The sequence below is a fragment of the Haloterrigena gelatinilytica genome, assembly GCF_013342145.1.
GTDB lineage: Archaea > Halobacteriota > Halobacteria > Halobacteriales > Natrialbaceae > Haloterrigena > Haloterrigena gelatinilytica.
This window is the reverse complement of sequence record NZ_JABUQZ010000001.1, coordinates 1,738,347-1,764,569: the sequence shown is the minus strand read 5'-3', so window position 1 is coordinate 1,764,569 and position 26,223 is coordinate 1,738,347. Positions and strand designations below refer to the sequence as shown.

General features: G+C 65.4%; 25 protein-coding genes. 16 read left to right on the top strand and 9 right to left on the bottom strand.

All coding sequences use genetic code 11. The features are described from left to right. Positions 1–24 precede the first annotated feature (24 nt). Positions 25–1,128, bottom strand: a complete 1,104-nt coding sequence (locus tag HTZ84_RS08895) for an iron transporter (RefSeq protein ID WP_174680342.1) — start codon at positions 1,126–1,128, stop codon at positions 25–27. A gap of 107 nt (positions 1,129–1,235) precedes the next feature. Here HTZ84_RS08895 and HTZ84_RS08890 point away from each other — a divergent pair, with 107 nt between their 5' ends. Continuing rightward, a complete protein-coding gene (locus tag HTZ84_RS08890) occupies positions 1,236–1,637 on the top strand; it encodes a prefoldin subunit beta (RefSeq protein WP_008896740.1) in 402 nt (133 codons plus the stop codon). Beyond that, the gene (locus HTZ84_RS08885; protein WP_126663419.1) at positions 1,638–1,892 is read left to right on the top strand and encodes a DUF3194 domain-containing protein; all 255 of its coding nucleotides are present in this window, start codon (positions 1,638–1,640) and stop codon (positions 1,890–1,892) included. Between the two features lie 383 nt (positions 1,893–2,275). Here the strand turns inward: HTZ84_RS08885 and HTZ84_RS08880 are convergent, their stop codons facing one another. Further along, positions 2,276–2,830, bottom strand: a complete 555-nt coding sequence (locus HTZ84_RS08880) for a GMP synthase subunit A (protein WP_008896742.1) — start codon at positions 2,828–2,830, stop codon at positions 2,276–2,278. 232 nt (positions 2,831–3,062) lie between these two features. On the opposite strand from HTZ84_RS08880, the gene HTZ84_RS08875 reads away from it, so the two are divergent. Together HTZ84_RS08875 and HTZ84_RS08870 are read left to right on the top strand one after the other, a co-directional pair. Beyond that, positions 3,063–3,236: a DUF7556 family protein gene (locus HTZ84_RS08875; protein ID WP_008896743.1), complete on the top strand. Its 174-nt coding sequence runs from the start codon at positions 3,063–3,065 to the stop codon at positions 3,234–3,236. A 108-nt stretch (positions 3,237–3,344) separates the two neighbouring features. Next, positions 3,345–3,482 carry a hypothetical protein gene (locus HTZ84_RS08870; protein WP_174680341.1) on the top strand — a complete coding sequence of 46 codons (138 nt, stop codon included), beginning with the start codon at positions 3,345–3,347 and terminating at the stop codon, positions 3,480–3,482. Between the two features lie 171 nt (positions 3,483–3,653). On the opposite strand, the gene pan1 is transcribed toward HTZ84_RS08870, so the two are convergent. Continuing rightward, positions 3,654–4,871, bottom strand: coding sequence for a proteasome-activating nucleotidase Pan1 (gene pan1 / locus HTZ84_RS08865; protein ID WP_174680340.1), 1,218 nt, complete (start codon positions 4,869–4,871; stop codon positions 3,654–3,656). Between the two features lie 123 nt (positions 4,872–4,994). Here pan1 and HTZ84_RS08860 point away from each other — a divergent pair, with 123 nt between their 5' ends. The 3 genes from HTZ84_RS08860 to rad50 all read left to right on the top strand — a co-directional run bounded on the left by HTZ84_RS08860 (position 4,995) and on the right by rad50 (position 9,866). Continuing rightward, positions 4,995–5,264, top strand: a complete 270-nt coding sequence (locus HTZ84_RS08860) for a MarR family transcriptional regulator (protein WP_008896746.1) — start codon at positions 4,995–4,997, stop codon at positions 5,262–5,264. Between the two features lie 532 nt (positions 5,265–5,796). After that, a complete protein-coding gene (mre11, locus tag HTZ84_RS08855) occupies positions 5,797–7,176 on the top strand; it encodes a DNA double-strand break repair protein Mre11 (RefSeq protein WP_174680339.1) in 1,380 nt (459 codons plus the stop codon). Further along, on the top strand, positions 7,173–9,866 hold the full coding sequence (gene rad50, locus HTZ84_RS08850) for a DNA double-strand break repair ATPase Rad50 (RefSeq protein ID WP_174680338.1): 2,694 nt from the start codon (positions 7,173–7,175) through the stop codon (positions 9,864–9,866). The genes mre11 and rad50 overlap by 4 nt, the downstream gene beginning before the upstream one ends. A 115-nt stretch (positions 9,867–9,981) precedes the next feature. On the opposite strand, the gene HTZ84_RS08845 is transcribed toward rad50, so the two are convergent. The 3 genes from HTZ84_RS08845 to HTZ84_RS08835 form a co-directional block, all read right to left on the bottom strand. After that, positions 9,982–10,482: a DUF7346 family protein gene (locus tag HTZ84_RS08845; RefSeq protein ID WP_174680337.1), complete on the bottom strand. Its 501-nt coding sequence runs from the start codon at positions 10,480–10,482 to the stop codon at positions 9,982–9,984. An 84-nt stretch (positions 10,483–10,566) separates the two neighbouring features. Then, on the bottom strand, positions 10,567–11,046 hold the full coding sequence (locus HTZ84_RS08840; RefSeq protein ID WP_174680336.1) for a DUF7322 domain-containing protein: 480 nt from the start codon (positions 11,044–11,046) through the stop codon (positions 10,567–10,569). An 81-nt stretch (positions 11,047–11,127) separates the two neighbouring features. After that, on the bottom strand, positions 11,128–11,310 hold the full coding sequence (locus HTZ84_RS08835) for a DUF7331 family protein (protein ID WP_174680335.1): 183 nt from the start codon (positions 11,308–11,310) through the stop codon (positions 11,128–11,130). Between the two features lie 129 nt (positions 11,311–11,439). On the opposite strand from HTZ84_RS08835, the gene HTZ84_RS08830 reads away from it, so the two are divergent. The 8 genes from HTZ84_RS08830 to HTZ84_RS08795 all read left to right on the top strand — a co-directional run bounded on the left by HTZ84_RS08830 (position 11,440) and on the right by HTZ84_RS08795 (position 21,385). Next, entirely contained in the window at positions 11,440–14,178 is a 2,739-nt protein-coding gene (locus tag HTZ84_RS08830) for a DNA-directed DNA polymerase (RefSeq protein WP_174680334.1), read from the top strand. Positions 14,179–14,338: 160 nt separating this feature from the next. Continuing rightward, entirely contained in the window at positions 14,339–15,136 is a 798-nt protein-coding gene (locus tag HTZ84_RS08825) for an HNH endonuclease (RefSeq protein ID WP_174680333.1), read from the top strand. 126 nt (positions 15,137–15,262) lie between these two features. Then, positions 15,263–16,171, top strand: coding sequence for an ABC transporter ATP-binding protein (locus HTZ84_RS08820; protein WP_174680332.1), 909 nt, complete (start codon positions 15,263–15,265; stop codon positions 16,169–16,171). A gap of 61 nt (positions 16,172–16,232) precedes the next feature. Beyond that, a complete protein-coding gene (sufB, locus tag HTZ84_RS08815) occupies positions 16,233–17,663 on the top strand; it encodes a Fe-S cluster assembly protein SufB (RefSeq protein WP_174680331.1) in 1,431 nt (476 codons plus the stop codon). A 1-nt stretch (position 17,664) separates the two neighbouring features. Then, positions 17,665–18,885: a Fe-S cluster assembly protein SufD gene (sufD, locus tag HTZ84_RS08810; protein ID WP_174680330.1), complete on the top strand. Its 1,221-nt coding sequence runs from the start codon at positions 17,665–17,667 to the stop codon at positions 18,883–18,885. Between the two features lie 119 nt (positions 18,886–19,004). Next, complete coding sequence (locus HTZ84_RS08805) at positions 19,005–20,063, top strand: hypothetical protein (protein ID WP_174680329.1); 1,059 nt, start codon at positions 19,005–19,007, stop codon at positions 20,061–20,063. Positions 20,064–20,337: 274 nt separating this feature from the next. Further along, positions 20,338–20,832, top strand: coding sequence for a M41 family metallopeptidase (locus tag HTZ84_RS08800; protein ID WP_174680328.1), 495 nt, complete (start codon positions 20,338–20,340; stop codon positions 20,830–20,832). A 121-nt stretch (positions 20,833–20,953) separates the two neighbouring features. After that, positions 20,954–21,385, top strand: a complete 432-nt coding sequence (locus HTZ84_RS08795; RefSeq protein WP_008896758.1) for a metal-dependent transcriptional regulator — start codon at positions 20,954–20,956, stop codon at positions 21,383–21,385. 105 nt (positions 21,386–21,490) lie between these two features. Here HTZ84_RS08795 and HTZ84_RS08790 read toward each other — a convergent pair whose 3' ends face one another. The 3 genes from HTZ84_RS08790 to HTZ84_RS08780 all read right to left on the bottom strand — a co-directional run bounded on the left by HTZ84_RS08790 (position 21,491) and on the right by HTZ84_RS08780 (position 25,607). Further along, positions 21,491–23,338: a phospholipase D-like domain-containing protein gene (locus tag HTZ84_RS08790; RefSeq protein ID WP_174680327.1), complete on the bottom strand. Its 1,848-nt coding sequence runs from the start codon at positions 23,336–23,338 to the stop codon at positions 21,491–21,493. A gap of 106 nt (positions 23,339–23,444) precedes the next feature. Next, a complete protein-coding gene (locus HTZ84_RS08785) occupies positions 23,445–24,797 on the bottom strand; it encodes a HEAT repeat domain-containing protein (protein ID WP_174680326.1) in 1,353 nt (450 codons plus the stop codon). 84 nt (positions 24,798–24,881) lie between these two features. Then, the gene (locus HTZ84_RS08780) at positions 24,882–25,607 is read right to left on the bottom strand and encodes a protein sorting system archaetidylserine synthase (protein ID WP_174680325.1); all 726 of its coding nucleotides are present in this window, start codon (positions 25,605–25,607) and stop codon (positions 24,882–24,884) included. Between the two features lie 112 nt (positions 25,608–25,719). Between HTZ84_RS08780 and HTZ84_RS08775 the strand changes: the two genes are divergently transcribed. Then, entirely contained in the window at positions 25,720–26,160 is a 441-nt protein-coding gene (locus HTZ84_RS08775) for a cupredoxin domain-containing protein (RefSeq protein WP_174680324.1), read from the top strand. Positions 26,161–26,223 lie beyond the last annotated feature (63 nt).

Genomic DNA, 26,223 nt, shown 5'->3' with positions numbered 1-26,223 from the left:
GCAATCGCGGCGCGTCGACCCCGCTTAGGGCGCGTCGAGCGCCATCGTCACCGAATCGCCCTCGAGAAACGCGGTTTCGTACCCCTCGTGGCGCGCCACCTGCGGCGGCGTCTCGAGGTCGATCGCGAGCTCGTCGGCGCCGTCGAGGAGGGACGGGTCGACGGCCGTCCGGTAGCAGTGGCCGAGCCGGGCGTCGATCGCCTCCTCGAGTTGCGCGCTCGCGACTCGTTCGCCGCCTCGAGAGACCGCCGCGGAGAGCGAGGCGAAGGGGAGCGGATACGCGTTGTGGACCGTTCGGGCCGTCACCGCGAGGACCGGCCGATCAGTTTCGGAGCGATCGGCGGCGTCGCCGTCGAGGAGCGTCGCGGCGTACTCGACGTCGGCGCTCGTCGCGCGGCCGAGCGTCGCGGCTGATTCCCGATCGCGCTTGTCACTGTTCTCCGCGCCGACGGCGTGACCCATCGGCTCGAGCGCGTCGGCCTCGCCGCGGCCCTCGTCCTCGTCGATCAACCGGCGCTCCACGTCCTCGATCTCGTCGGTCTCGAACGCGAAGTCGATCTCGACGCTCGTCTCGGTCTCGAGGCCGTCGGCGACGCCGCCGATCGCGTCCGCGGTCGTCGCCCCGATCCGGATCGTCGCCGTATACCGGCCGTCGCCCTCGAGCGGAACGTTGTCGCCGTAGTGGGGACCCATCCGCTGGGAGAGCATCGGCCAGAGCGATCGCTCGTCGACCGTCGCGGCGGCGTCATCACGGGAGTCGGTAGCGTCGCCGCGCGTCCGGATCGCCGTCCGCACCGACGCCGGGACGAAGGTCCCGGTCTCGGCGTCCCGGACGGTCGCCATCAGGTGGACGTCGTGGCGAGAGCGGATATCCGCTCGATTGCGCTCGGCGTCGGCAACGATCCAAAAGGAGTGCGGGCGGGACGCCAGCAGGCCGATCTCGCGCCCGCCGGCGGTCGCGGTCCCGTAGGTCACCATCCCGTCGGCGTGGGGAGGGACGTAGACGCCCTCGGGCGGATCGACGACGAGTTCACGCCAGGCGTCCTCCCGGCGAAACGTCTCGAGGCAGCCGGCGGACAGTCCCGCGAGGAGGGCGCCGCCGGTCGCGAGCGCCGTGCGCCGTCGCATCGCCCGTTCAACGCCGTCGCGACGGATAGGCGTGGGGGCTGCTGGTGCCGACTTTCCGGTCGATGACAAAGCTTGGCTTTATCAGTCCGGAGGGCGACGGTCGAGGTATGCAGGGTAATCTGCCGCCGGAAGCACAAGAGAAAATCGAACAGCTTCAGGACCTTCAGGAGACCGCACAGCAGGTCGCCGTCCAGAAGCAGGAAGCCGAATCGAACCTCACCGAAGCCGAGAACGCCCTCGAGGAACTCGACGAGATCGACGCCGAGACGCCGATGTACCGCAAGGTCGGCGAACTGCTCGTCGAGACCGAGTACGACGAGGCCGAGGAGGACCTCGAAGAGAAGGTCGACTCCCTCGAGATCCGACTCGAGACCCTCGAGAAGCAGGAAGAGCGCGTCCAGGATCAGTTCGAGGAGCTCCAGGACGAGCTCGAGGAACTGCTCGGCGGCGCCGGCGGCGGCATGGGCGGCCCGGCCGGTCCGGGCGGCCCGGGCGCAGGCGGCGCATAAATGTCGACCGGCGAACCGACCGACGAGGAGGTCGTGCAGACGGCCTCCGACGCTGCGGAAGGCTACGTCTTCTCGCAGTACAAGCAATCGGCAGTGCGTGATCTCGACGTCACCGTCACCTTCGAGGACGGCGTCCTCGAGGTCGACGTCTATCTGAACGCGCCCGGAGGTCCGGACGATCCCGACCCCGAACGGGTCGCCGACGACGCCGCGCTCGTCGCGCGGGACGCCGTCGACGAACTGTTCGGCGAGTAACGGTCGAAACCGACCCCTTCTCGATTGCTCTCTCGACGGCGAGCGACGGGTATAGCGGTTGACCGCCGGTTGCAGCCGATGCGATACGGCTACCACGCTCCGTCCGAGACGGAACCGATAGCCGCGCGACGACTCGAGTCAGCGACTCGAGTCGACCGAGCCCGCACCGATGATCCGGCCGGGGACCGAGGCCATGCCGTCGTTGTCCTCTCGACCGTTCTCGCGGAGGCCTCGAGGGCCCGGAACACGACTACGAGAGAACACGCCGGTGGGGATCCTCCAGGCAGTCGCACCGCTAGCGAACGGTAGAGAAACCGATAGACGGGTGACTGAGCGGTAGAGAACCAGTGGCCGGATCGACCGACGAGACGGCTCGAGTCGTCCTACCGAGACTCGCAGATCTCGAGGAAGTTCTCGAAGATTTCGTCGCCTTCCTCGGTGTGGGCCACCTCCGGGTGCCACTGGACGCCGTAGAGGTCGCGGTCGGTGTCGCTCATCGCCTCGACGCCGCAGACGTCGCTCTCGGCGGTGAGTTCGAACCCGTCGGGCAGTTCTTTGACCTCGTCGGCGTGGCTCGCCCAGACGCGGGTCTCCGGATGGAGCGACCCGGTCAGCGGGTCGTCGTCGTCGACGATCTCGACGTTCACGTCGGCGTACCCGCCGTACTCGCCGCCGCCGACCCGGCCGTCGAGTTCCTCGGCGATCAGTTGCATCCCCAGGCAGATGCCGAGTACCGGTACGCCCGCCTCGAGGTAGTCGGCGGAGCGGCCGATCCGGTCCATGTCGGGGCCGCCGGAGAGGACGACGCCGTCGGCGTCGACGTCTTCGGGCGGTGTCTCGTTGTCGATCAACTCCGTATCGACGCCGAGGTCGCGAAGGGCCCGGCGCTCTAAGTGGGTGAACTGTCCGTGGTTGTCCACCACGACGATTTTCGTCATTGGAGGGTCCTAGCCAGTCACCCGGTAAAAGCGGTCCGGAAACCGTCGTCGCCGCGCGCCGATCGCCGTCTGGTCTCTTCTTCGCTACCACGCCCCTTCCCAATTTACTTTCTCGAAATGTAACGGTACTACGTGCGCCTTATCGACAGACTCGGCCAAGAATAGGAATCATCCAACCACCGTATAGTATGATACCAAAACATTCATACATACTCCTGGAGTATCGTGTACTATGACACTCGAGGCCGGATCGGTCGGAAGTGAGTCGGCGACCGACGGCGACGTCGTCGCCGCGATCGACGAGATCGACGGTCAGCCGCACCTCGTGATCGCCGATATCGGACGGGACGACGTCTGGCTCTCGATGACCGAGGAGGACGCCGCCTCGCTGGACGAGTGGCGATAGCGCCACACCGCGGGTGTGCCGTCCCGATGGCGGTGTCCGGTTCGCAACTAACAGCAACCGGTTCCGGGTTCCGGTACGCTTATACGCGTCTCACGGAACGATACCAGTATGGCAATCGATCTCAGTGAGTTCGATCATCCGGCGTGGCTCACCGCGGCCGGCGCGGGTCTCGGGTATCTGCTGATCCTCGCCGTGCTCACGGTCGCCCTGTTTATCGTGCCGTACGTCGTCTTCACGGCGCTATAGTCGGTCCGCGTCCGGATTCGGACTCGCACGATTACGGTCTCGTTTTGCCGTTCAGGGTGGCCGTTGTCTCTTCCGCTTCGAGCCGATAGCGCGGCGCTCGAAGCGAAGTGTGTCCGATTAGCTCTCGGAACGCGTCGCTCTCGAGCGGTGAAAACGGAGAGAGAAACTCGTCTAGGCGAAGGTCTTCGAGACGTCCTCGGTCTCGTCCGAGTCGGCTTGGACCTTGTCCCAGGCGCTGTGGAAGTCCTCCATGCGGATTTCCGTGCGGTCGTCGCGGATGGCGAACATGCCGGCCTCGGTACAGATGGCCTTGATGTCGGCCCCGGAGGCCTCCTCGACGTCCTCGGCCAGTTCGCCGAATTCGACGTCGTCGGCGACGTTCATGCCGCGGGTGTGGATCTGGAAGATGATCTCCCGCCCCTCGGCGTCGGGCTTGGGGACCTCGATGAGGCGGTCGAATCGACCGGGCCGGAGGATCGCGCGGTCGAGCATGTCGAAGCGGTTGGTGGCGGCGATGATGCGGATCTCGCCGCGTTCCTCGAAGCCGTCCATCTCCGAGAGGAGCTGCATCATCGTCCGCTGGACCTCGGCGTCGCCGGAGGTCTTGGACTCCGTTCGCTTGGCGGCGATGGCGTCGATCTCGTCGATGAAGATGACGGCGGGCTCGTGCTCGCGGGCGACATCGAAGAGGTCGCGAACGAGCTTCGCGCCCTCACCGATGAACTTGTGGACCAGCTCGGAGCCGGCCATCTTGATGAAGGTCGCGTTGGTCTCGTTGGCGACGGCCTTGGCGAGCATCGTCTTGCCCGTCCCCGGCGGGCCGTACAGCAGGACGCCGCTCGGGGGTTCGATCCCGACGTCGTCGAACATCTCGGGCTTCTCGAGGGGCATTTCGACGGTCTCGCGGACCTCCTGCATCTGCTCTTCTAAGCCGCCGATGTCCTCGTAGCTGACCTCGGGGCTCTCGGTGACTTCCATCACGCGAGCGCGGACGTCGGTCTCGTTCGAGAGCGTCTTGACGATCGACAGCGAGTTGTTGACGGCAACTCGGTCGTCGGGTCCGAGGTCCTCTCGCATCTCCTCGGTGACCTCCGTCAGCGCCTCCTGGTTGTTCCCGTGCTGTTTGATAATGACGCCCTCGTCCGTGATCTCCTGGACGGTGGCGACGAACAGCGGCGACTGCTTGAGTTTCTTGTTCTCGTGGGTCAGTCGCTCGAGTTTCTGCTGGTACTTGTTGTTCTCGGCGTTCGCATCGAGGAGCTTGTCACGCATCTCCTCGTTTTGCGACTCGAGGACCTCCAGCCGTTCCTCGAGCGCCTGGATCTTCTCCTGTTGGGACGCCTCGTCCTCGTCGTATGGGAGGTCGACGTCGTCCACAGTGTCGCTCATCACCCGACCTTTGGGGGCTGGTTCATAAGAGGCTTCGGGTAGGTACACTCGTCTCGGAATATGAACAGCACGCATTTTTTGAAACAGAAAATATTATCAGCCTGTATTCGAAACGGGAGGGTGATGAGCGCTTCAGAATCGCTTCGACAGGAGCCCGAGGAGCGGGGAACGTGGGACGACGTCAGAGAGCTTCCGCCGAGTGCCAAGCTCGTCGCGAAGGTCCTCGAGTACAACGACACGATGACCCAACAGCAGATCGCCGACGAGACGCTGCTGCCCTCCCGAACGGTGCGGTACGCCCTGAACCGCCTCGAGGAGGAGAACGTCATCGACTCCCGGTTCTCGTTTTCCGACGCCCGTAAGCGTCTGTACAGCCTCGAGATCGAATCCTAATCGGATCTACTGGTCGCGACCGCCCGGCGGCCACCGTTCGATGGGTCTCTTTCGATCTCTCGATTCCGACCGCGACGAGTCCGTTCGTCGGCGTTCGACGGCTACTTCGAATATGACCCAGCCGAAAGGCGACACCGTTCGGGGTAGCACTCTACTGTGGCGCGCGCTGTCGTCCAGCCCAACGATAGTGCGGCCGGACGGAGATGTCGTGCGAGGTCTTCGCGAGTTTCACGAGCGAAGGCGTGTCGGAGTTTGCTCTGACAGTGGATGAGCGAGGGAGCACGGCGACCGAAGGAAATCGGCCGAGGAGGGGTGGGAATCCCCGTTGCCACGGGCGCAGGCCGCTTAGTCCGCTCTTTCTGCGTCCGATCACTCGTCGATCAGTCTCTCCATCCGGACGCGATCGACAGCGCGCCACCGTACTACCGCCGTTCCCGCCGAACCACTCCACCTTCCGCTCGAGCGGACTCTCTATTTCACTTTCAGTTCGGTCGCGGAACCCCTTTAGGGGGCGCTTCCCAACGGAGGGACAATGACGCGGGTTATCCACACGGGCGATACCCACATCGGGTATCAACAATACAACTCTCCACAGCGCCGCGAGGACTTCCTCGAGGCCTTCCGATCGGTCGTCGAGGACGCGGTCGCCGACGACGTCGACGCCGTGGTCCACGCCGGCGACCTCTTTCACGACCGGCGGCCGAGTCTGGTCGACCTCCAGGGCACCGTCGAAATTCTGCGCACGCTCGCCGACGCCGACATTCCCTTTCTGGCCGTCGTCGGCAACCACGAGTCGAAACGCGACGCCCAGTGGCTCGACCTCTTCGCGGATCTCGGACTGGCGACCCGCCTCGGCGCCGACCCCGAGATCGTCGGCGACGTCGCCCTCTACGGCCTCGATTTCGTTCCCCGGTCGCGCCGCGACGACCTCGAGTACGCGTTCGAACCGGTCCCCGACGCCGCCGAGCACGCCGCGCTGGTGACCCACGGCCTCTTCGAGCCCTTCGCCCACGCCGACTGGGACACCGAGGAACTGCTCGAGGAGTCGACCGTCGACTTCGACGCCGTCCTGCTCGGCGACAACCACAAACCCGACACCGCGGAGGTCATGGATACCTGGGTCACCTACTGCGGGTCGACCGAGCGCGCGAGCGCCAGCGAACGGGAGGACCGGGGCTACAACCTCGTGGACTTCGACGCGGACGATGGCGTCGCGATCAGCCGCCGCGGGCTCGCGGACACCCGCGAGTTCGTCTTCGTCGACGTCGAACTCGAGGCCGGCGAGGGCGTCGACCGCGTCCAGGAACGAGTTCGCCAGCACGACCTCGAGGACGCCGTCGTCGTCGTCACCGTCGAGGGCGAGGGGAAGCCGATCGCCCCCGCGACGATCGAGGAGGCCGCCATCGACCGCGACGCGTTGGTCGCCCGGGTCAACGACCGCCGGGAGCTACCCGACGAGGACGAAGAGGTCTCCGTCAGCTTCGCTGACCCCGACGCCGCCGTCCGCGAGCGGGTCCGGGAACTGGGACTCAGCGACGCCGCCCGGAGCATCGACGAGACCGTCCGCGACGACGACCTGGTCGACTCGAACGTCCGCGAAACTGTCGAGCGCCGCGTTCGCGACCTGCTCGAGGACGACGAGTCGGCGTTCGATCCCGCGCCCGAACGCGCCCCCGAAGACGAGGACGTGACGACCGTCGCGGACGAACTGGCCGGCGACGACGCGAGCGGCGATTCCTCGGCGGCCGATGCGGAATCTGCGGTCGCGAACGGCGGGGAACCCGCAGCGACGGCCGACGACGAACCCGACGCCGCCGAAGCCGAAACGGAATCCGCGCCCGCGGAGGAAGACTCGAGCGAGGAACCGACGGACGATCCGGCCGACACCGCCTCGCTGGGTGATTTCGCGTGAGGGTCGACCGCGTCCGCCTGCTGAACTTCAAGTGCTACGGCGAGGCCGACCTCGGCTTAGAACGGGGCGTCACCGTCGTCCACGGCGTCAACGGCAGCGGGAAGTCGACGCTGCTCGAGGCGGTCTTCTTCGCGCTATACGGCTCGAAGGCCTTAGACGACCGCACGCTCGACGACGTGATCACGACCGGCGAGGAGGCGGCCGAGATCGAACTCTGGTTCACCCACGACGGCCGGGAGTACCGCGTCGAGCGCCGCCTGAAGCTCCGCGGCGACCGCGCGACGACCACGAAGTGCGTCCTCGAGACGCCGACCGAGACGGTCGAGGGGGCCCGCGACGTCCGTCGGGAAGTCACGGAACTCCTGCGGATGGACGCCGAGGCGTTCGTCAACTGCGCGTACGTCCGTCAGGGCGAGGTCAACAAGCTCATCCACGCCTCGCCGAGCGACCGCCAGGACATGATCGACGACCTCCTCCAGTTGGGGGCGCTCGAGGAGTACCGCGAGCGGGCCAGCGACGCCCGCCTCGGCGTCAAGACCGTCCTCGACGGCCAGCGAGAGGTCCTCGAGGACCTCCGCAAACAGGTCGAGCAGAAGGAAGCGAAGGATCTCCACGAGCGCCTCAACGGGCTCGAGTCCCGCCGAACCGACGTCCGCGAGGAGATCGACCGCTTCGAGGAGCAACGCGAACAGGCCAGGCAGACCCTCGAGACCGCCGAGGACGTCCTCCAGCGCCACGAGGAGACCCGCGAGGAGATCGAGCGGCTCGACGAGGAGATCGAGGAGCTACGGTCGAAAATCTCCGAGACCGAACGCGAGCGCGAAGACGCGAAAGACGAGATTCGGGATCTCGAGTCCCGACGCGAGGAACTCGCCGACGAACGCGAGGCGTTGCTGGCCGAGGTCGACCTCGGGGACGCCGATGCAGACGGAGCTGACGACGAGGCCGTCGACGACCGAATCGAGAACCTCGAGGCCCGCGACGAGGACCTCCGGGACGAACTCGAGGAGGTCCGCGTCGCGATCACCGAGACCAACGGCGAGATCGAACGGCTCCGCGAGGAGGCCGACGACCTCGAGGCTCAGGCCGAGCAGGCCCGGGCGGACGCCGACGATCTCGAGTCGAAATTCGAGGCCGACGAGGAGGCCATCGCGGACCGCGAAGGGAAACTCGAAGAACTCGACGAACAGATCGAGGCGGCGCGCGAACGGTTCGCGGACGCGCCGGTCGACTTCGGCGACGCGGCCGAGCACCTCGAGTCCCTCGAGCGCGAACGCGACGAGCTAACCGACGAGATCGGCGACGTCACCGCCGACATTCGGACCGTCGAGAACGCCATCGACGAGGGGGAGCGACTCCTCGAGGAAGGAAAGTGTCCGGAGTGCGGCCAGCCCGTCGAGGACTCGCCGCACGTCGACGTCCTCGAGGAGAAACGGGCGGAACGCGACGAGCTCGAGGAGCGACGGGACGACCTCGAGGCCGAGCGCGATGGGCTCGACGATCGGATCGAACGCGCCGAGGAACTGCGCGAGGCCGAACGGCGGGTCGACCGGCTCGCGGAGAACCGCGAGAACATCGAGCAGTTGCTCGCCGAGAAACGCGAGACCCTCGCGGAGCGCCGGGAGCAGCGCGATCGGCTCCGCGAGGAGGCCGCGGAGTACGAGGACGAGGCCGCAGAGAAACGCGCGCGAGCGGACGACCTCGAGGACGAAGTGGCCGAACACCGCGGCGAACTCGGCGCGATCAACACCGAACGCGGCGAGATAAAGGAGACGCTCGAGTCGCTGCGCCGCATCGCCGAGATCGACGACGAGCGGGCGGAGCTCGCCGCCGAGATCGAGAACCGCCGGGGGCGCCGCGACGACTGGCAGACGATGAACGACGAGCGCCGCGAGACGCTCTCGAGCAAACGCGAGCGCAAGCGCGACCTCGAGTCGGAGTTCGACGAGGAACGCATCGAGACGGCCCGCGGGGACAAGGAAAACGCCGAACAGTACATCGCGAAGGTCGACGACAAACTCGAGGAGCTCGAGGAGACGCGCACCGAGATCCAGAACGCCATCGGCGCCGCCGAACGGGAACTCGAGGAGCTCGAGGAGCTTCGGGACCGCCTCGAGGCGATCGAAGAGCGCTGCGAGCGCCTCGAGTCGCTGTACGACGAGGCCGAGACGCTGCAGGCGACCTACGCGGACCTGCGGGCGGAACTGCGCCAGCGCAACGTCGAGACCTTGGAGCGACTGCTCAACGAGACGTTCGATCTGGTCTATCAGAACGATTCCTACGCGGGGATCGACCTCGACGGCGAGTACCGGCTGACGGTCTACCAGAAGGACGGCGAGGCCCTCGAACCCGAACAGCTCTCCGGCGGCGAGCGGGCGCTGTTCAATCTCAGCCTGCGGTGTGCGATCTACCGACTGCTCGCGGAGGGCGTCGAGGGATCGGCGCCGATGCCGCCGCTGATCTTGGACGAGCCGACGGTCTTCCTCGACTCGGGCCACGTCACGCAACTCGTCTCGCTGGTCGAATCGATGCGGGATCTGGGCGTCGAGCAGATCGTCGTCGTCAGCCACGACGAGGAACTCGTCGGCGCGGCCGACTCGCTGGTCCGCGTCGAGAAGGACGCCACGTCGAACCGCTCGCGGCTCGAGCGCGGCGAGCCGCCGGAGGTCGAACTGCTCGCGTCGGACTGAGGCATCAATCGAGTCGCGCTCGGGTCTCCGTTCGGCGCGACGCCACGGACGCTTCCGAACCGCGGCGCTCGAGGCGGAAGCGGCGCTACCAAAACAAATCCGACTCCTTCCCTCGTTACGACGCGCTGTCGGGCACCTCGCTCGAGGTGGCGCTCGAGGGTTCGACCGCGTCCTCGTCCTCGTCCTCGTCCTCGTCGATCGCGCCGATGGCCTCGAGCGCGCGTCGACACTCGTCGGTGACCCGATAGCCGCGCTCGCCGGCGACCTCGGTCTCGGCGAGCAGTCCCGCGGACGTCAGGACCGTCAGCCGGCCGTGGAGGTCGCTCTCGCAGAAGGCGTCGGCGTCGAGGATCGTTTTGACCCCCAGGGGCCCCCGCTCGGCGAGTTCGACCAGGAGTCCGAGGGTCGCTTCGTCGTGGACCGTCGTCAGCAGCGTCCGCACCGGCCCGGAAACGGTCCGGGCGGCCGTCTCGAGGGGCGACTCGTCGACGTCCTCGAGGCGGTCGTTCTGGACGTAACACTCGTTACCGTTCTGTGGATCGCGCACCAGGCTCGCGTGTTCGGATCGCTTGAGAAGCAGGTATCGTTTGCCGGTGTCGTCTTGGACGGATTTCATGATCGATCGGTATCGCCCGGTGGCTGGTGTTGGGAGAGCCCGCCTCAAGTAGTTTCGGCTATGTACACGGATGACAATGGAGCGTTACGTATCGTCGTCCGTCTCGGGAGTCGTCGCGACGCCGGCGTCGCTCGAGGCGTCGGGCCCCGATTCGTCGTCGTCGGCGTCGGCGTACCGCTGGTAGTGACGATACCGGCGCGCGGTGAAGACGGTACAGGCGAGTCCGATCACGACGAGTATGCCGGCGGTTCTCGTCGCGCCCTCGAAGACGAGAAACAGCGCGGCGAGCGCGTACGTGAGCACCGCGCCGTTGATGAAGAGCACCATCGCCCAGAAGGTTTCGCGTAGCTCCGTCGGGACGTCGGTCTCGTCGGTCGAAACCTCCGGTTCGGCGGGCTCGGTGGGCTCCTCGGACTCGAAATCCTCGCGAATATCCGACCAGAACCCGCCGCCCGCGCCCTCGGACGACACTTGAGGAATCGTGAGGGAATCGCTCTCGGGATCGCGGAACTCCTCCTCCGGGTCGTACTCGTCGCGTTCGTCGTCGGGCCGGTCGGATCCCACACGTCAACGGTGGAGCAGCCAGCAAAAAAGGGTTCGCGTTCGGAGCGATCGGCCGGGCGGCGCGGACGGGAACGGAGACCGTCAGGCCAGTTCGGACAGCGTGAGGGTTCGAGAAGTCTCCACCCACGCGAGCGGGTTCTCGGCGTCGTAGAAGACGACACCGTCGTCCGTCTCGTAGGACTCGATCGTCGCGGTGCCCTCGGGCTGGCTACGCGGCTCGCTTCGATCCGTCGTGTCGTCTGCGTTGGTGGACACTTCGATCACCTGACTTCATGGTAAGTGTTACCACATTATATGTCTTGTTGCTCTTGCAAAACTGCGAGACGCGCTCGGGGAGGCGACGGTCGACCGAAGTGTGGGGGTTTTTATCCGGCGACTGCCAACCCCGACACCATGACTGAGGCGGGCCAATCCGGACTCGCGGACTTCGGCGGCGAGTCCGACGACGCGGACGAGCGGCCGGAGGAAGAGGCGGTTGCCGTCGCCGGCAACGGCGGCTCGAGCGCCGCCGAGGTAATCGACGTAATCGAGGAGACCCTGCCGGAGCCCGAGGGCGAACTCGAGCTCGCGGTGATGCAGGTCGATTACACCATTGCGGGCTACGGCGACGAGGAGCGGCCGATCATGCACGTCTTCGGCCGGACGCCCGACGGCGAGTTGGAGCACGTGCAGGTCGTCGGCTTCCGGCCCTACTTCTACGCGCCGACGGACAGCTTGGAACAGCCCCCCGAGGAGCAGTACGACCGCCTGACGGGCAGTCGGGAGTACGACGAGGACGGCGAGCCCTACGAGAGCATCCGCGGCGAGAAACTGACCAAAATCTTCGGCCAGACGCCCCGCGACGTCGGCCAGGTCCGCGACGATTTCGACCACTTCGAGGCCGACATCCTCTTCCCGAACCGGTTTCTGATCGACAAGGACGTCCGCAGCGGTATCCGCGTCCCGGAGCGACGCGCCGAGGACGACTCGCTGGTCGTCCCCCACGACGAGATCGAGGCCGTCGACGTCGACGCCGAGCCGCGCGTCAACACGTTCGACATCGAGGTCGACGACCGCTCGGGCTTCCCCGAGGACGGCGAGGAGCCGATCGTCTGTCTCACCAGCCACGACTCCTACCGCGACGAGTACGTCATGTGGCTCTACGAGGCCCCGATCGGCGACGGGCCGATCCCCGAGGAAATCGAGAACTACGATCCGATCGAGGGCGAGATCGACCACGAGGTCCGCGCCTTCGAGGACGAGGAAGCGATGCTCGAGGCCTTCATCGAGTACGTCGAGGAGACCGATCCCGACGTCCTCACGGGCTGGAACTTCGAGGACTTCGACGCGCCGTACTTCCTCGACCGTCTCGAGGAACTCGAGGGGCCACACCACGACTACGACCTCTCGATCGATCGCCTCTCGCGGGTCGACGAGGTCTGGCGCAGCAACTGGGGCGGCCCCGATATCAAGGGCCGGGTCGTCTTCGACCTGCTCTACGGCTACCAGCGGATGGTCTTCTCCGAGCTGGATTCCTACCGGCTCGACGCGGTCGGCGAGGCCGAACTGGGCGTGGGGAAGGAACGGTACGCCGGCGACATCGGCGACCTCTGGGAGGACGATCCCACGAAACTGCTCGAGTACAACCTCCGGGACGTCGAACTCTGCGTGGAACTCGACCGCCAGCAGGAGATCATCCCCTTCTGGGACGAGGTGCGCTCCTTCGTAGGGTGTAAACTCGAGGACGCGCCCACGCCCGGCGACGCGGTCGACATGTACGTCCTCCACGAGGCCTACGGCCGCTTCGCCCTCCCCTCGAAGGGCCAGCAGGAGGCCGGCGAGGAGTACGAGGGCGGCGCCGTCTTCGAGCCGATCACGGGCGTCAAGGAGAACGTCACCGTGCTCGACCTGAAGTCGCTGTACCCGATGTGCATGACGACGATCAACGCCTCGCCGGAGACGAAGGTCGATCCCGACGAGTACGAGGGCGAGACCTACGTCGCGCCGATCGGCGACGACGAGATTCACTTCCGGAAAGAACCCGACGGCGTCATGCGCGAGATGATCACGGAACTGCTCGCCGAGCGCGAGGAGAAGAAGGAGCTGCGAAACGAGCACGAGCCCGGGAGCCTCGAGTACGAGCAGTACGACCGCCAGCAGGGCGCGGTGAAGGTCATCATGAATTCGCTGTACGGCGTGTCGGGATGGGAACAATTTCGACTGTATGACAAAGAAGCAGCATCCGCAATCACTGCTACTGGGCGTGAAGTCATCGAATTTACGGAGACTGCCGCAAACGAACTGAACTATCAGGTGACGTATGGGGACACCGACTCGGTCATGCTCGAGCTCGGCCCGGAGATTTCGAAGGACGAGGCGATCGAGCAATCGTTCGAAATCGAGGAGCACATCAACGGGCGCTACGACGACTTCGCGCGCGAAGATTTAAACGCGGAGGCCCACCGCTTCCAGATCGAGTTCGAGAAGCTCTACCGCCGGTTCTTCCAGGCGGGCAAGAAGAAACGCTACGCCGGCCACATCGTCTGGAAGGAGGGCAAGGACGTCAACGACATCGACATCGTCGGCTTCGAATACCAGCGCTCGGACATCGCCCCGATCACCAAGGAGGTCCAACACCGGGTCATCGAGATGATCGTCCGCGAGGGCGACGTCGAAGGGGCGAAGGAGTACGTCAACGGGATTATCGAGGACGTCCGCACGGGCGACATCTCCCTCGAGGAGATCGCCATCCCTGGCGGGATCGGCAAACGACTGGACAACTACGACACCGATACGGCGCAGGTCCGCGGCGCGAAGTACGCGAATCTGCTGCTGGGGACCAACTTCCAGCGCGGGAGCAAGCCCAAGCGCCTCTACCTCGACCGCGTCGATCCCGCCTTCTTCCGCCGGATGGAGAGCGGCGAGGGATTCGATCCCCAGCGCGACCCCCTCTACGGCGCATTCAAGCGCGACCCCGACGTGATCTGCTTCGAGTACGAGGATCAGATCCCGCCGGAGTTCGAAGTCGACTACGACAAGATGCTCGAGAAAACCCTGAAGGGGCCGATTTCGCGGATTCTCGAGGCGCTGGACGTCTCGTGGAACGAAGTTAAGAGCGGGCAGGAGCAACAGGGCCTCGATCAGTACTGGTAGCTCTATCCGACGAAGAGCCTTGTCTCTTCTTTAGTAGGTGCGTTTCGCTGTCCATAGTTCGTGCTGTGTAAGGAATGAAATAGATGTCGAACTAACTATTAATATGTGATAGTAAGTGATCGTATGCGAAAATCAGCCGGATCAGAGAGTGGAACTCAGAATGTCTGAAAAAGTCACTATTCCAACCGAAAAACTCCGTCACTGGTACCACAACGAGGAAATGACGCTTTCGGAGATCGCTGACGAGGTCGGCTGTTCGATGACGACCGTTTATAACCGAATGGAAGAACACGGTATCGACCGTCGGACGGCGAACCAGGACGTCGAAACACACGAAGTCCACTGCGAATACTGCGGAACTCAGAAGGAGATACCACCCTGTCATTACGAACAGTCGGAACGCTTCTTCTGCGATAACCAATGTCAGGGTGAATTTTTGAAAGAGACCGGACGCGTTAGCGGGGAAAATAGTCCATGGTGGAAGGGGAAAGAATCGGTGGAGTGTTCGAACTGTGGAGCACCGAAAACCGTGTATCCGAGTCGTTTGGAGACGAAATCAGAACAGTTCTGTGATATAAATTGTTACGCAGAATGGCAGTCCCAGAACCGGCGCGGTGAGAACCATCATCAGTGGGACCCCGACTCCCAAACGCGATTTTACACTGGCATCTGGAAGAACGCTCGTCGGCGCGTGCGAGAACGGGACAACAATACGTGCCAATTGTGCGAAGTTGATTCGGACGCGATCGGCCGAAACCCAGATGTTCATCATATCCGCCCTATTCGCGCGTTCGACGATCCGTCCAATGCCCATACAATGGATAACCTGATACAACTCTGTCGTCTCTGCCACACATTCATGGAGCGTCTGCCGGAAAGCCAGCAGAGAGCGCTCTTAGAGGGGGATGTTCCGATACTTGGTGGAGATATCGGAAGACGAATGCGCGAAGTGAATTGATGTAGTTTTCCGTTGCGCCACCATAGTTCCTGATATAGCAACTTATTTTTGCGTTATGGGATCGTATCCAATTGGATACGAAACCGTTATCAGTCATACGACCCACTGTTCAAACGAGCAAGTACTATGGCACGTCTCGAACTATCCAACCTGCACGCGGAAGTGGCGGAGGGCGACGAGAAAATTCTCGAGGGCGTCGATCTCGAGGTCGAGTCCGGCGAGATTCACGCCCTGATGGGGCCCAACGGCTCCGGGAAGTCGACGACCGCGAAGGTCATCGCCGGTCACCCCGCCTACGAGGTCACCGAGGGCGAGGTGCTGCTCCACCTCGAGGACGAGGAGTTCGGCGAGGACATCGAGATCGACGAGGACCAGCGCACCTGGAACCTGCTGGATCTCGAGCCCAACGAGCGCGCCGCGCTCGGCATCTTCCTCGGCTTCCAGTATCCGGCCGAGATCGAGGGCGTCACGATGACGAACTTCCTCCGCACGGCGCTGAACGCCAAGATCGAGGAGCGCGAGGAGCTCTTCGAGGACGAGGACGGCGAAGACGAAGACGAGGAGGACGAAGGCTTCGAGTCCTCGCCGATGGAAGGCCCCGCGGACGAGGGCGAGGTCGGCGTCGCCGAGTTCCAGCAGATCCTCCAGGAGAAGATGGAGCAGCTGGACATGGACGAGAAGTTCGCCCAGCGCTACCTCAACGCCGGCTTCTCCGGTGGGGAGAAGAAACAGAACGAAGTGCTGCAGGCCGCCATCCTCGAGCCCTCGGTCGCCGTCCTCGACGAGATCGACTCCGGGCTCGACATCGACCGACTGCAGGACGTCTCGGAGGGCATCAACGCCCTGCGCGACGAGCAGGGCACCGGTATCCTCCAGATCACCCACTACCAGCGCATCCTCGACTACGTCGAGCCCGATCACGTCCACGTGATGCTCGACGGCCAGATCGCCAAGAGCGGCGGTCCCGAGCTCGCCGAGAAGCTCGAGGACAAGGGGTACGACTGGGTCCGCGAAGACGTCTACGGCACCGCGTAACCGGATTCGACTAGAACAACCGTAATAACGCTACAGCCGTAACCACAAACCACATCAACCAATGAGTTCCGATCAAGACCACCTAAAAGAGACCGACACCGAGGCCCGGTTCGAGTTCAAGAAAGACGAGAACGCCGCGGTCAAATCCGACAAGGGCCTGACCGAGGAGGTCATCCGCATGATCTCCGAAGACAAGGACGAGCCCGACTGGATGCTCGAGCGACGCCTCCGCGCGCTCGAGCAGTACCAGAACATGCCGATGCCGTCCGACTGGCCCGGCATGCCGGACCTCTCCGAACTGGACGTCGAAGAGATCATCCCCTACATCCGCCCGGACGTCGACAAGCGCGAAGGCGTCGACGACTGGACGGAGCTGCCCGACGACATCAAGGACACGTTCGACAAGCTGGGCATCCCGGAAGCCGAGAAGAACGCCCTCTCGGGCGTCGGCGCCCAGTACGAGTCCGAAGTCGTCTACCAGAACATGCAAGAGCAGTGGGAGGAGAAGGGGGTCATCTTCTGTAACATGGACAAGGCCGTCCAGGAGCACCCCGAGCTCGTCAAAGAGCACTTCATGACGACCTGCGTGCCGCCGAGCGACAACAAGTTCGCCGCGCTGCACGGGGCCGTCTGGTCGGGCGGCTCGTTCGTCTACGTCCCCGAAGACGTCACCGTCGAGATGCCCGTCCAGGCCTACTTCCGCATGAACTCGGAAGGGATGGGCCAGTTCGAGCACACGCTCATCATCGCCGAGGAAGGCTCCGAGGTCCACTACATCGAGGGCTGTTCGGCCCCGAAGTACGGCACGCACAACCTCCACTCGGGCGGCGTCGAGGTCTTCGTGGGCGAGGACGCTCACGTCCAGTACTCGACCGTCCAGAACTGGTCGAAGAACACGTTCAACCTGAACACCAAGCGCGCCATCTGCGAGGCCGGCGGCACGATGGAGTGGGTCTCGGGCAGCATGGGCTCGAAAGCGACCATGCTCTACCCGTGTACGATCCTCAAGGGTCGCGGCGCGACCGACACCCACATCACCATCGCCTTCGCGGGCGAGGGCCAGGACATCGACACCGGCGCGAAGGTCTACCACAACGCGCCCGACACGAGTTCGACCATCGAGTCCAAGTCGATCTCCAAGGACGGCGGCCGCACCAACTACCGCGGCCTCGTCCACATCGCCGACGGCGCCGAGAACTCCTCGACCGCCGTCGAGTGCGACGCTCTGATGTTCGACAACGAGTCCACCTCGGACACCATGCCGTACATGGAGATCGAGGAGTCGAAGGTCGACGTCGCCCACGAGGCGACCGTCGGCAAGATCGGCGACGAGGACATCTTCTACCTCCAGTCGCGCGGACTGGACGACGACGACGCCAAGAAGATGATCGTCGCCGGCTTCATCGAGCCGATCACGGAGGAACTGCCGATCGAGTACGCGGTCGAACTCAACCGTCTCATCGAACTCGAGATGGAGGGGAGCCTCGGATAATATGAGCGCAGGAACACAGGTACACGCCAATCTGACCGAAGAACAGGTACGCGAAATCAGCGGCGGTCTCGACGAGCCCGAGTGGCTCTTAGAGACCCGTCTCGAGGCCCTCGAGGCCCTCGACTCCCTCGACATGCCCGACGTCATCAAGACGCCGGGACGGGAGTGGACGGACCTCCACGAGCTGGACTTCGAGTCGCTGGTGGACCCGCTGAACGCGGCCGAGAACAAGGATCAGATCGGTCCCGACGAGGCCGACGTCCTCTCGTGGGCCGACGCGGTCCAGGAACACGAGGAGCTCCTCAAGGAGCACTTCGGCAGCATCGTCGATCCCCAGGAGAACTACCTGACGGCGCTCTCGACGGCGCTGTTTAGCACCGGGACGGTCATCTACGTCCCCGAGGGCGTCGACGCCGAGGACGTGACCGTCCGGACCGAGCAGAACTCCCGCTCGCTGTTCAACTACACGCTCGTCGTCACCGAGGAGTCGTCCTCGGTCACGATCTTAGAGCGACAGTCGACCGGCGAGGAAGCCGAGGAGCAGTACTACAGCGGCGTCGTCGAAGTCGCCGCCGGCGAGAACAGCTACGTCCAGTACGGCAGCCTCCAGAACCTCTCGGAGGAGGCCTACAACTTCACCGTCAAGCGCGGCGTCACCGACACCTACGCCACGATCGACTGGATCGAGGGCAACCTCGGGACGCAGCTGACCAAGACCGAGGTCTCGACGGAGCTTCGCGGCGACTCCTCGGAGACCCAGATCGTCGGCGCCTTCTACGGCCACAACGACCAGCACTTCGACTTAGACGCGAAGGTCTGGCACCGCGCCGAGCACACGACCGCCGACCTCGTCACCCGCGGCGTCACCGACGACGTCGCTCGCTCGGTCTACGAGGGCGTCCAGGACGTCGGCGCCGACGCGTGGGACACCAGCTCTTACCAGCGCGAGAACACGCTGATGCTCTCCGACGAGAGCGAGGCCGACGCCTCCCCGAAGCTGATCATCAACAACCACGACACCGAGGCCAGCCACTCCGCGACGGTCGGCCAGATCGACCGGGAGGACCTGTTCTACATGACCTCCCGCGGTGTCGACCCCCGCGCGGCCCGGAACATGCTCGTCGAGGGCTTCTTCGTGCCCGTCCTCGAGGAGATCGACGTCGACGAACTCCGCGACGATCTCGAGGACCTGATCGGCGCGCGACTTCGCCAGCGCGACTAACGGCTGGGCGATAGCGCGACTTCTGCGTTCTTTCGCTTTCGTTCTGCTCTCGCTTCGAGCCGCTTCCGTGCTCCAGCGATGCGACCGTCCTCGTGGCGTCTGACGAGCACTTTTATACGATGATCGGCAATCCGGGGACGATGCAGGCCCTCTCCATCGAACTCGAGGACGAGACCGTCGACGCGCTCGAGGCCGAGCGGGAACTGTTCGGCTTCGAGAGTCGACAGGCGTACGTCCGGTGGATCGTCGAACACCGCGGCTCGATCGACGCCGGAGCGGGGCCTGACCGCGATCGGAAACGGGACCGCCTCCTGACAGACCACCGCGAGCGCATCGCCCGCCTCGAGGAGCGGGTGGCGACGCTCGCGCAGGCGGTCGAGAGCGACCGCGCGGACGGCGAGCCGCGAGCGGCCGACGACTCAGCGGCCGAGACTGCTGACGAGAGCGTCGAACGGACACTCGAGGGGAGCGAGACCGAGGGCGACGAGCGAGACCGACGGACCGAGGGGACGCCGGTGAACCGCGAACCGGTACTCGAAGTCCACGGTTCGCCCCGAACGGTTCGGCAGAGCCCAGACTCGAGCGTCGCGACCGAATCGACGGACTCGACGACTCGAGCGGAGCCAGCGGACGGTGAGGGAGACCCGAGTCCGACCGCAAGCGAGACAACCGAAACTGAGTCAACCGGAGAGAACCCCTCCGGCCTGTCACCAGAGCGCGTCGCGCGCATTCGCGAGGACCCCGTCCACGAGGACGCCGGCGTGCTCGGCTCCGTCGAGACCGAGCGACTCGACGAACTCTCCCGGCGCGCGGTCGCGACCACGCGCAAGCGCCTGAACCGGGACGTCCAGACCGGCCTCGAGTACACGTCCTCGACCCAGCTGGCCGGCGACGGCGTCCGACCCGGCGAGGATATCACCGAGCTCGACGAACTCTCGATTCCGGGCCGATCCGCGGAGACGATCGAGAAGCGCCGCCGCGCCGTCGGGCGGGCGCTGGCCTACTTGCGAGACGAGGACGAGGCGCGTCGCTCCGATTTCGTCGACGCGCTCTACGAGGAGTGTCCGGCCGGCTACGACACGAGCGACGGCTGGTGGCGCTGTATCAAGGCGGGACTCAAACAGGTCGACGCCGTCGACGGCGGCGAGGGGACGCGCGTCTGGCGGTATCGCGGCTGAACGGATCGCTCAGCGAAGCCACTCGCTGTTGAGCCGTTCGTCGTCGTCCCGATACCGGCGAGCAGCGAGATAACCGAGTCCGAGGAAGACGACGACCGCGATGAGGTTTCCGATCATTTTCGTGAAAGGTGTTCCAGAGGATACCGAAACCTATCGTCGTTTGCGACCATCCAGTCGACTGCACGCGGGCGATCGTTTACCCGTCGACCGACGGAGCCGATATCGAACCGCCCGAGTAGGGAGGGTTAAGTATCAGTGGCCCGGACGACCTGATATGAGTCTGGGACAGCGCGTCTCGAGCGACCACCAGCTGACCCGATTGCTGCAGATCGGGGTCGTCCTGGAGGAGGTCGTCGAGTCACGCGCCGCCCACCACCTCGACTCGCTGCCCCCCGAAGAGCGAGCGGCGATCGACGAGGAGGTGCGGGAGTTGCTCGAGGAGGCCGCCGACGAGTCGGCCGACCACCGCGAGCGACTCGAGGCGCTGATCGACGATCTCGAGGCCGACACCGTCGCGTACGAGGAAATCAACGCGTTGGTCGACGCCCAGTACGGACCGCCGGAGGACACCGACGGCGTCCTCTACGACCAACTGGCCAACGAGGAAACGGCCTACAAGTTCTACGACGACCTGATCGACGCGATCGAGGCCTCCGATGGCGAGTTCGCTATCGACCGCGAGCGCCTCCTCGAGACCCTCTACGAGATCCGCGAGGAGGAGAAAGAGGGCGTCGAAGAAGTGACCGAGATCATGGAGCACAGAGCATGATCGGGACGGCGGCAGTACGGTCCCCCGCAGATCGAACGCCGTCACCGCGCATCGAGTCCCGGACGCGGGGACGCCGGCGAGGAACCGACGCGACACCGAGCGGTACTGACGGAGGGATGCAATGAACACTGCAGACCAATATCTCAAGGCGATCTATCTGGCTCAACGTATCGAGGACGGCCCCGCATCGACCGGCACGCTCGCGGACTTGCTCGAGGTCAGTCCGGCCAGCGTCAACGAGATGATCGGCAAACTCGAGGACCGGGGACTCGTCGACCACGAGAAGTACAAGGGTGCGAGTCTGACCGACGAGGGACTCGGGCGCGCCCACGACGCCCTCCAGACCTACTGCATCATCGAGCGTTTTCTCGCGAACGTCCTCGAAGTCGAGGAGTACCAGGACGAGGCCCGCGCCTTAGAGAGCGTCATCGACGACACCGTCGCGGAGCGCCTCGACACGATCATCGACCGGCCCGGCGAGTGTCCCGACTGTTTCGACCCCGAACGGGACGCCTGCGAGCGACTCGAGGTCGGCGACGGCTGTGCGGACTGAGGGAGATCGACTGCGTTTCGTAAACGGTTGATACTGATCTGAGCCGTCAGCGCGAACGGACTGCTCATTGCGTCCAGTTTCGATAGCGACTGCGCGACACGACCCTCAGTGTTGCTCACCGAACCGAACGTACCGTCGCCCGACCAGCGCCGCGAGGGCGAGTGCGGCGATAACGGCGAGTGCGACACCAACGGTGAGCCTCGATCGACCACTGTCGCCCCGCCAGTCGGCCTCGAACACGTCGGCGTAGTAGCTCGCGACCTCCTCGCCGTGTAGCGCCAATACGACCTCGCGATTGTTCCGGAAGGAGTTCTCGTTCCAGTTGGCGCTGCCGACGACCGCGACCTCGCGGTCGATCACGACCCCCTTGGCGTGGATCTTCTCGAAGGCGTTCGTCTCCTCGACCAGTTCGACCTCGAGCGCCAGCGACTCGTCGTCGGCGATCCGTTCTACGTCCCGCGCCAGCGCCGCGTTCTCGTCGGCGTTGTACTCCGCCGAGCCGAGCAGGATACGGACGTCGACGCCGCGACGGGCAGCCTCGAGGGTCGACTTGAGCAGCGACACGTCGTCGGCGATAGACGGCTGCAGGACGAGGATCTCGTCGTCGGCGCTCTCGAGCAGCGAGTTGAGACGGCGTTCGGCGTTGTCCGGTGCGAGCAGGAGTTCGGCGGACTCGACGGGGACCGTCGACGGGTCGTGGGCCGTCGGGAACTCGGGATCGGGCGCGGAAAAGACGGGGCCGTCGTCCACGAACGAAGCGTTCCTGCGATAGGCCGCACCCGAGGTCGTATCGCGACCCTCGAAGTCCGCGTCGAAGACGGTCGCGAGATCGGCCGCGAGGGACTCGGACTTGAGGCGCACGCCCCAGCCGCGGCTGCTCTCGCCGCCGACGCCCGACGGCTTCCAGTTCTCGGTCGTGACCAGCACGCGGTCGTCGATCACCGCGTATTTGGGGTGATGATAGCGGTACCGCGAGTCGGCGCCGCCGATAACGCGAACGTCGACCCCGCCGTCGACGAGCGTCTCGAGGACGCTCTCGGTCGCCGCGGGCGCGCCACCGACGGGGCTCGACTCGAAGAGCACCGCGACGTCGACCCCGCGGTCGGCCGCGGCGACGAGTTCGTCGGCGACTTCCTCGGACGTGACCGTGTAGCCGGCCAGCAGCAGACGGTCGTCGGCGCCGCGGAGCGTCTCGAGGGGCACCGCGGGCGAGTCGGGGAGGACGAACGCCGTGGCGTCCGCGACGTCGGCCGTCGAGACCGGGAGGCAGGTCGCGTCGCGGGGATGCCAGTCGCCGGCTGCGGGGTCGCCGGCGGTCGGCTCGTCGGTCTCGCCGTCGCTTCGGTACCACCGTTCGGCCGTCGGCGCTCGATCGTACGCGACCGCGTCGACGGTCGTCGTCTCGTTCCGGAGTTCGAGGGTGTCCCCGTCGACGGCGAGTCGCAGCGTCCCCTCGAGTTCGATCACCGGATACTCGGTCAGCCCGCCGGTAACGTTCGGCGCCGTGCTCGCGGCGACGCGTCCGGAGACGGTCTCGTTCGGGAGTCCGGCGGTGGTGTGGCCGTCGGTGAGCGTCCAGTTCTCGAGTCGAGTGTCCGGGGGGACCTCGAGGACGAGATACTCGCCGACGTTGTCGCGAATCGTGGGATTCGGGTAGAGTTCGACGATCCGCGGCGCGGTACCGGTCGCGTTCGCCGGTCGCCCACCGGCGTCGGCGCTGGGGGCCGTCCCGTTACTGTCGGTTAGCTCGACCGATGCAGGCGCTGATTCCATTGCACCGATCGGACACGCGGGGCTGGTTCCGTCGCCGTTAGCGTCGCCTCGAGACGTCATCTCCGCGGGAGTTCCGTCGCTCGTCGCGGTGTCGACGGCGACGATTCCGAACCCCAGCAGGGTGCCGGCGGCGAGGCCGACGCTCACGAGCGCGACGAGGACCGCGCGTCGGTGCTCCATCGGGCGCTCTGGCCGCGCGTTCGGATATAAAGGTCAGGTCGAAAACGGAGTACGGGATTCAGCAGGGAGGGGGACGGAAATCGGGTCTCTCTCGTTCGCGTCGCGTTCAGGCCGCGGGCTCGGTCGCGGCCTTCTCGGCTTCGGCCTGGACGAGATACGCGCGGTCGTCGCCGTAGTCGGCGACGATCTCGAGGGCCTCGGCGGTGCCGATCTGGTTTAACGCCCAGGCGGCGCTGGCGCGGACGCGGTCCTGTTCGTCGTCGGCCAGCACGTCCGCGAGCGGCTCGACGGCGCGGGTGTCGCCGATCAGGCCGAGCGCGCGGGCGGCCCAGCTACGGACGTCCGGCTCGTCGGCGACCAGCTGCTGGGCGATCGGCTCGACGGCGTCCTCGGCACCGATCTCGCCGAGCGCGCGGAACGCGGGCCGCTGGAGGTTGGGGTTCGAGTCGACGTAGTCGACCAGCGCCTCGACGACCTCGTCGTCGGCGATCCCGATCTTGCCCAGGATGCGCATCGCGGCCTGGTCGCGGCGGCCCGCCTTCTGGATCATGGGTTCCATGGCCTCCTCGGGACCCATGCGTTCTAAGGCCTCGAGGCAGTGTTCCTCCATGTAATCGGAGTCGAATGTCTCGTAGGCCAGCAGGATCTGGTCGACGTTGCCGCGTTTCTCGTGGACCTTCAGCGCGTGCCACTCCGGCGGGAAGTCCTTGACGTGATCGAGCACGTCGTAGAACCCTTCGCGGCGCAGTTGCTCGCGGATCTCGAGGTCGGTCCACTCGGTCGCGTCGTCGATATCGGAGTCGAGGTCGTCCGTGGCCTCGAGCAGGCCGGCGATCGTCTCGGCGTCGTCGTCGGCGTCGAGGGCGGCGTCCTCGACGGCCTCGGCCGCGCGGTCGAGAGTCGCGTCTAGCTGGTCGGGGACCGCCTCGCCCTCGTTGCTCAGCGTGACCGAGGTGCCGAGCAGTTCGTTCAGCTCGTCGAGGAAGTCGTCGACGGCCTCGATCAGTTCGGCGTTCCCCTCCTCGGTCCAGCGGGTGCCCGTAATCGTCCCGCTGGCGCCGTTGATGTCGCTGACGACGTCCTCGCCGTAGGGACCGCGCTGGTCCTCCAGATCGGACTCGAGATCCGAGACGTCGCTCTCGATGTCGTCGTAGCGCTCCTGGAGTTGCTCCTCGGGCGCGGGTTCGGCGTCCTCGTCCTCGTCCTCGTCTTCGTCCTCCTCGGTTTCCGGCGGGTCGGGGATCTCGATCTCCTCGAACTCCTCGCGGAAGGACTCGATATCGGCCTCGACGACGTCGAGATCGTCCTCGGTCTCGGCGGCCTCGAGCTCGCTCTCGAGGGCTTCGACGTCGTCCTCGAAGGCCGCGAGCGCCTCGCGGATCGCCTCGAGATCGACCGGTTCGGGCTCCTCCTCAGCCGGTTCGTCCGCTCCGTCCTCGGCTGCCTCGTCATCGCTCATGGTACCACCCGGTCCTGCAACTGGACCCGGAGATGACGCCGACGCGTGGCAGTGTACATACCCTACGGTCGTCCCAGCAGCGCCCTAAGCGTTTCCATGCGCGTCGGGCGCCGTCGCCTGGGTCTCCTCTCGCCAGTAGAACCAGGGGCTCAGCGTCATGTACGCGATCCCCAGCGTCAACAGCGCGTAGGGAAACGTGTGACCGGCGAACTCGGGAATCAGGATCGCCAGGACGTGGACGACGCCCATGATGGCCGCGTCGCGGGCGAGCAGGTCGGGGTACTCGATGCGCGAGACCATCAGGTAACAGAACGCCCCCGTCACCGCGAGGACGAGCCACGGGTCGGTCGTGCCGGCGAGGATCGCCGCGCCGATGATCGTCGCCGCCAGCGTCGTCTGGATACCCTCGGTGTAGTTACCGCTGACGTCGAATGCCGTGTACATGCCGAGGCGGGTGACTGCCATCGCGACGAACAGCGCGCAGGTCCCGGTCGTCAAGAGGAGTTCGCCCGTCACCGCGTCGAACCCGAGCTCGAGACTGTCGGTGACGACGACGAAGGCGACGACCGCGGGGGCGACCGCGAAGGAGGCGACGTCGGCCAGCGAGTCGAGGTAGGGACCGACGTCGGTGCCGCCGTAGCGGCGGGCGAGGATCCCGTCCAGCCCGTCCGCGACCGCCGCAAGCAGGATGAGACGTGCAGCGAGCGCAATGTCGACGAAGGCGACGACGACGGCGACGAATCCCAGCGCCGCGTTGGAGACGGTCACCGCGTCGGCGACGCCCAGTCGCCCGACGAACCGGGGAAGCATACTCCCGGATTCGGCGTGGAGGTCCCTTACGTGTTTTCGTTTCGCCACCGACCCTCGAGGTTTCGACGATCGAACCGGGGCGGTTATATTCGGATGCTCCCAAGTCGCTGGTATGAATCGGCGCGTCTATCTCGCCGCCGTCGGCTCCGCCGTTTCGGCCGGACTGGCGGGCTGTTCGGCCGTCACCAGCCCCTTCGAGAACGACGATCCCTGCGACGGCCAGAGCTGTACCATCGGGATGAACCGGAACGCGTTTCTCCCCGACGAGTACGAGGCCAGCGTCGGCGAGACCGTCGTCTGGAAGAACACCAGCGAAGCCATCCACACGGTGACGGCCCGCGAGACGAGCCTTCCCGAGGGCGCCGACTACTTCGCGACCGGCGGCTTCGAGGACGAACAGACGGCGATCGACGCCTGGCACGAGTCCCAGGGCGGGAAACTCGAGACCCGCGAGACGTTCGAGCACACGTTCGAGGTGCCGGGAACCTACACCTACATCTGCGAACCCCACGTCAACGCCGGGATGACCGGCCAGATCATCGTCTCCGAGTGAGACGGTCCGACGGACGCGTTTTCTGCCATCGTTCTGGGGCCGCCCCCGAGCGCACGCCTCTCG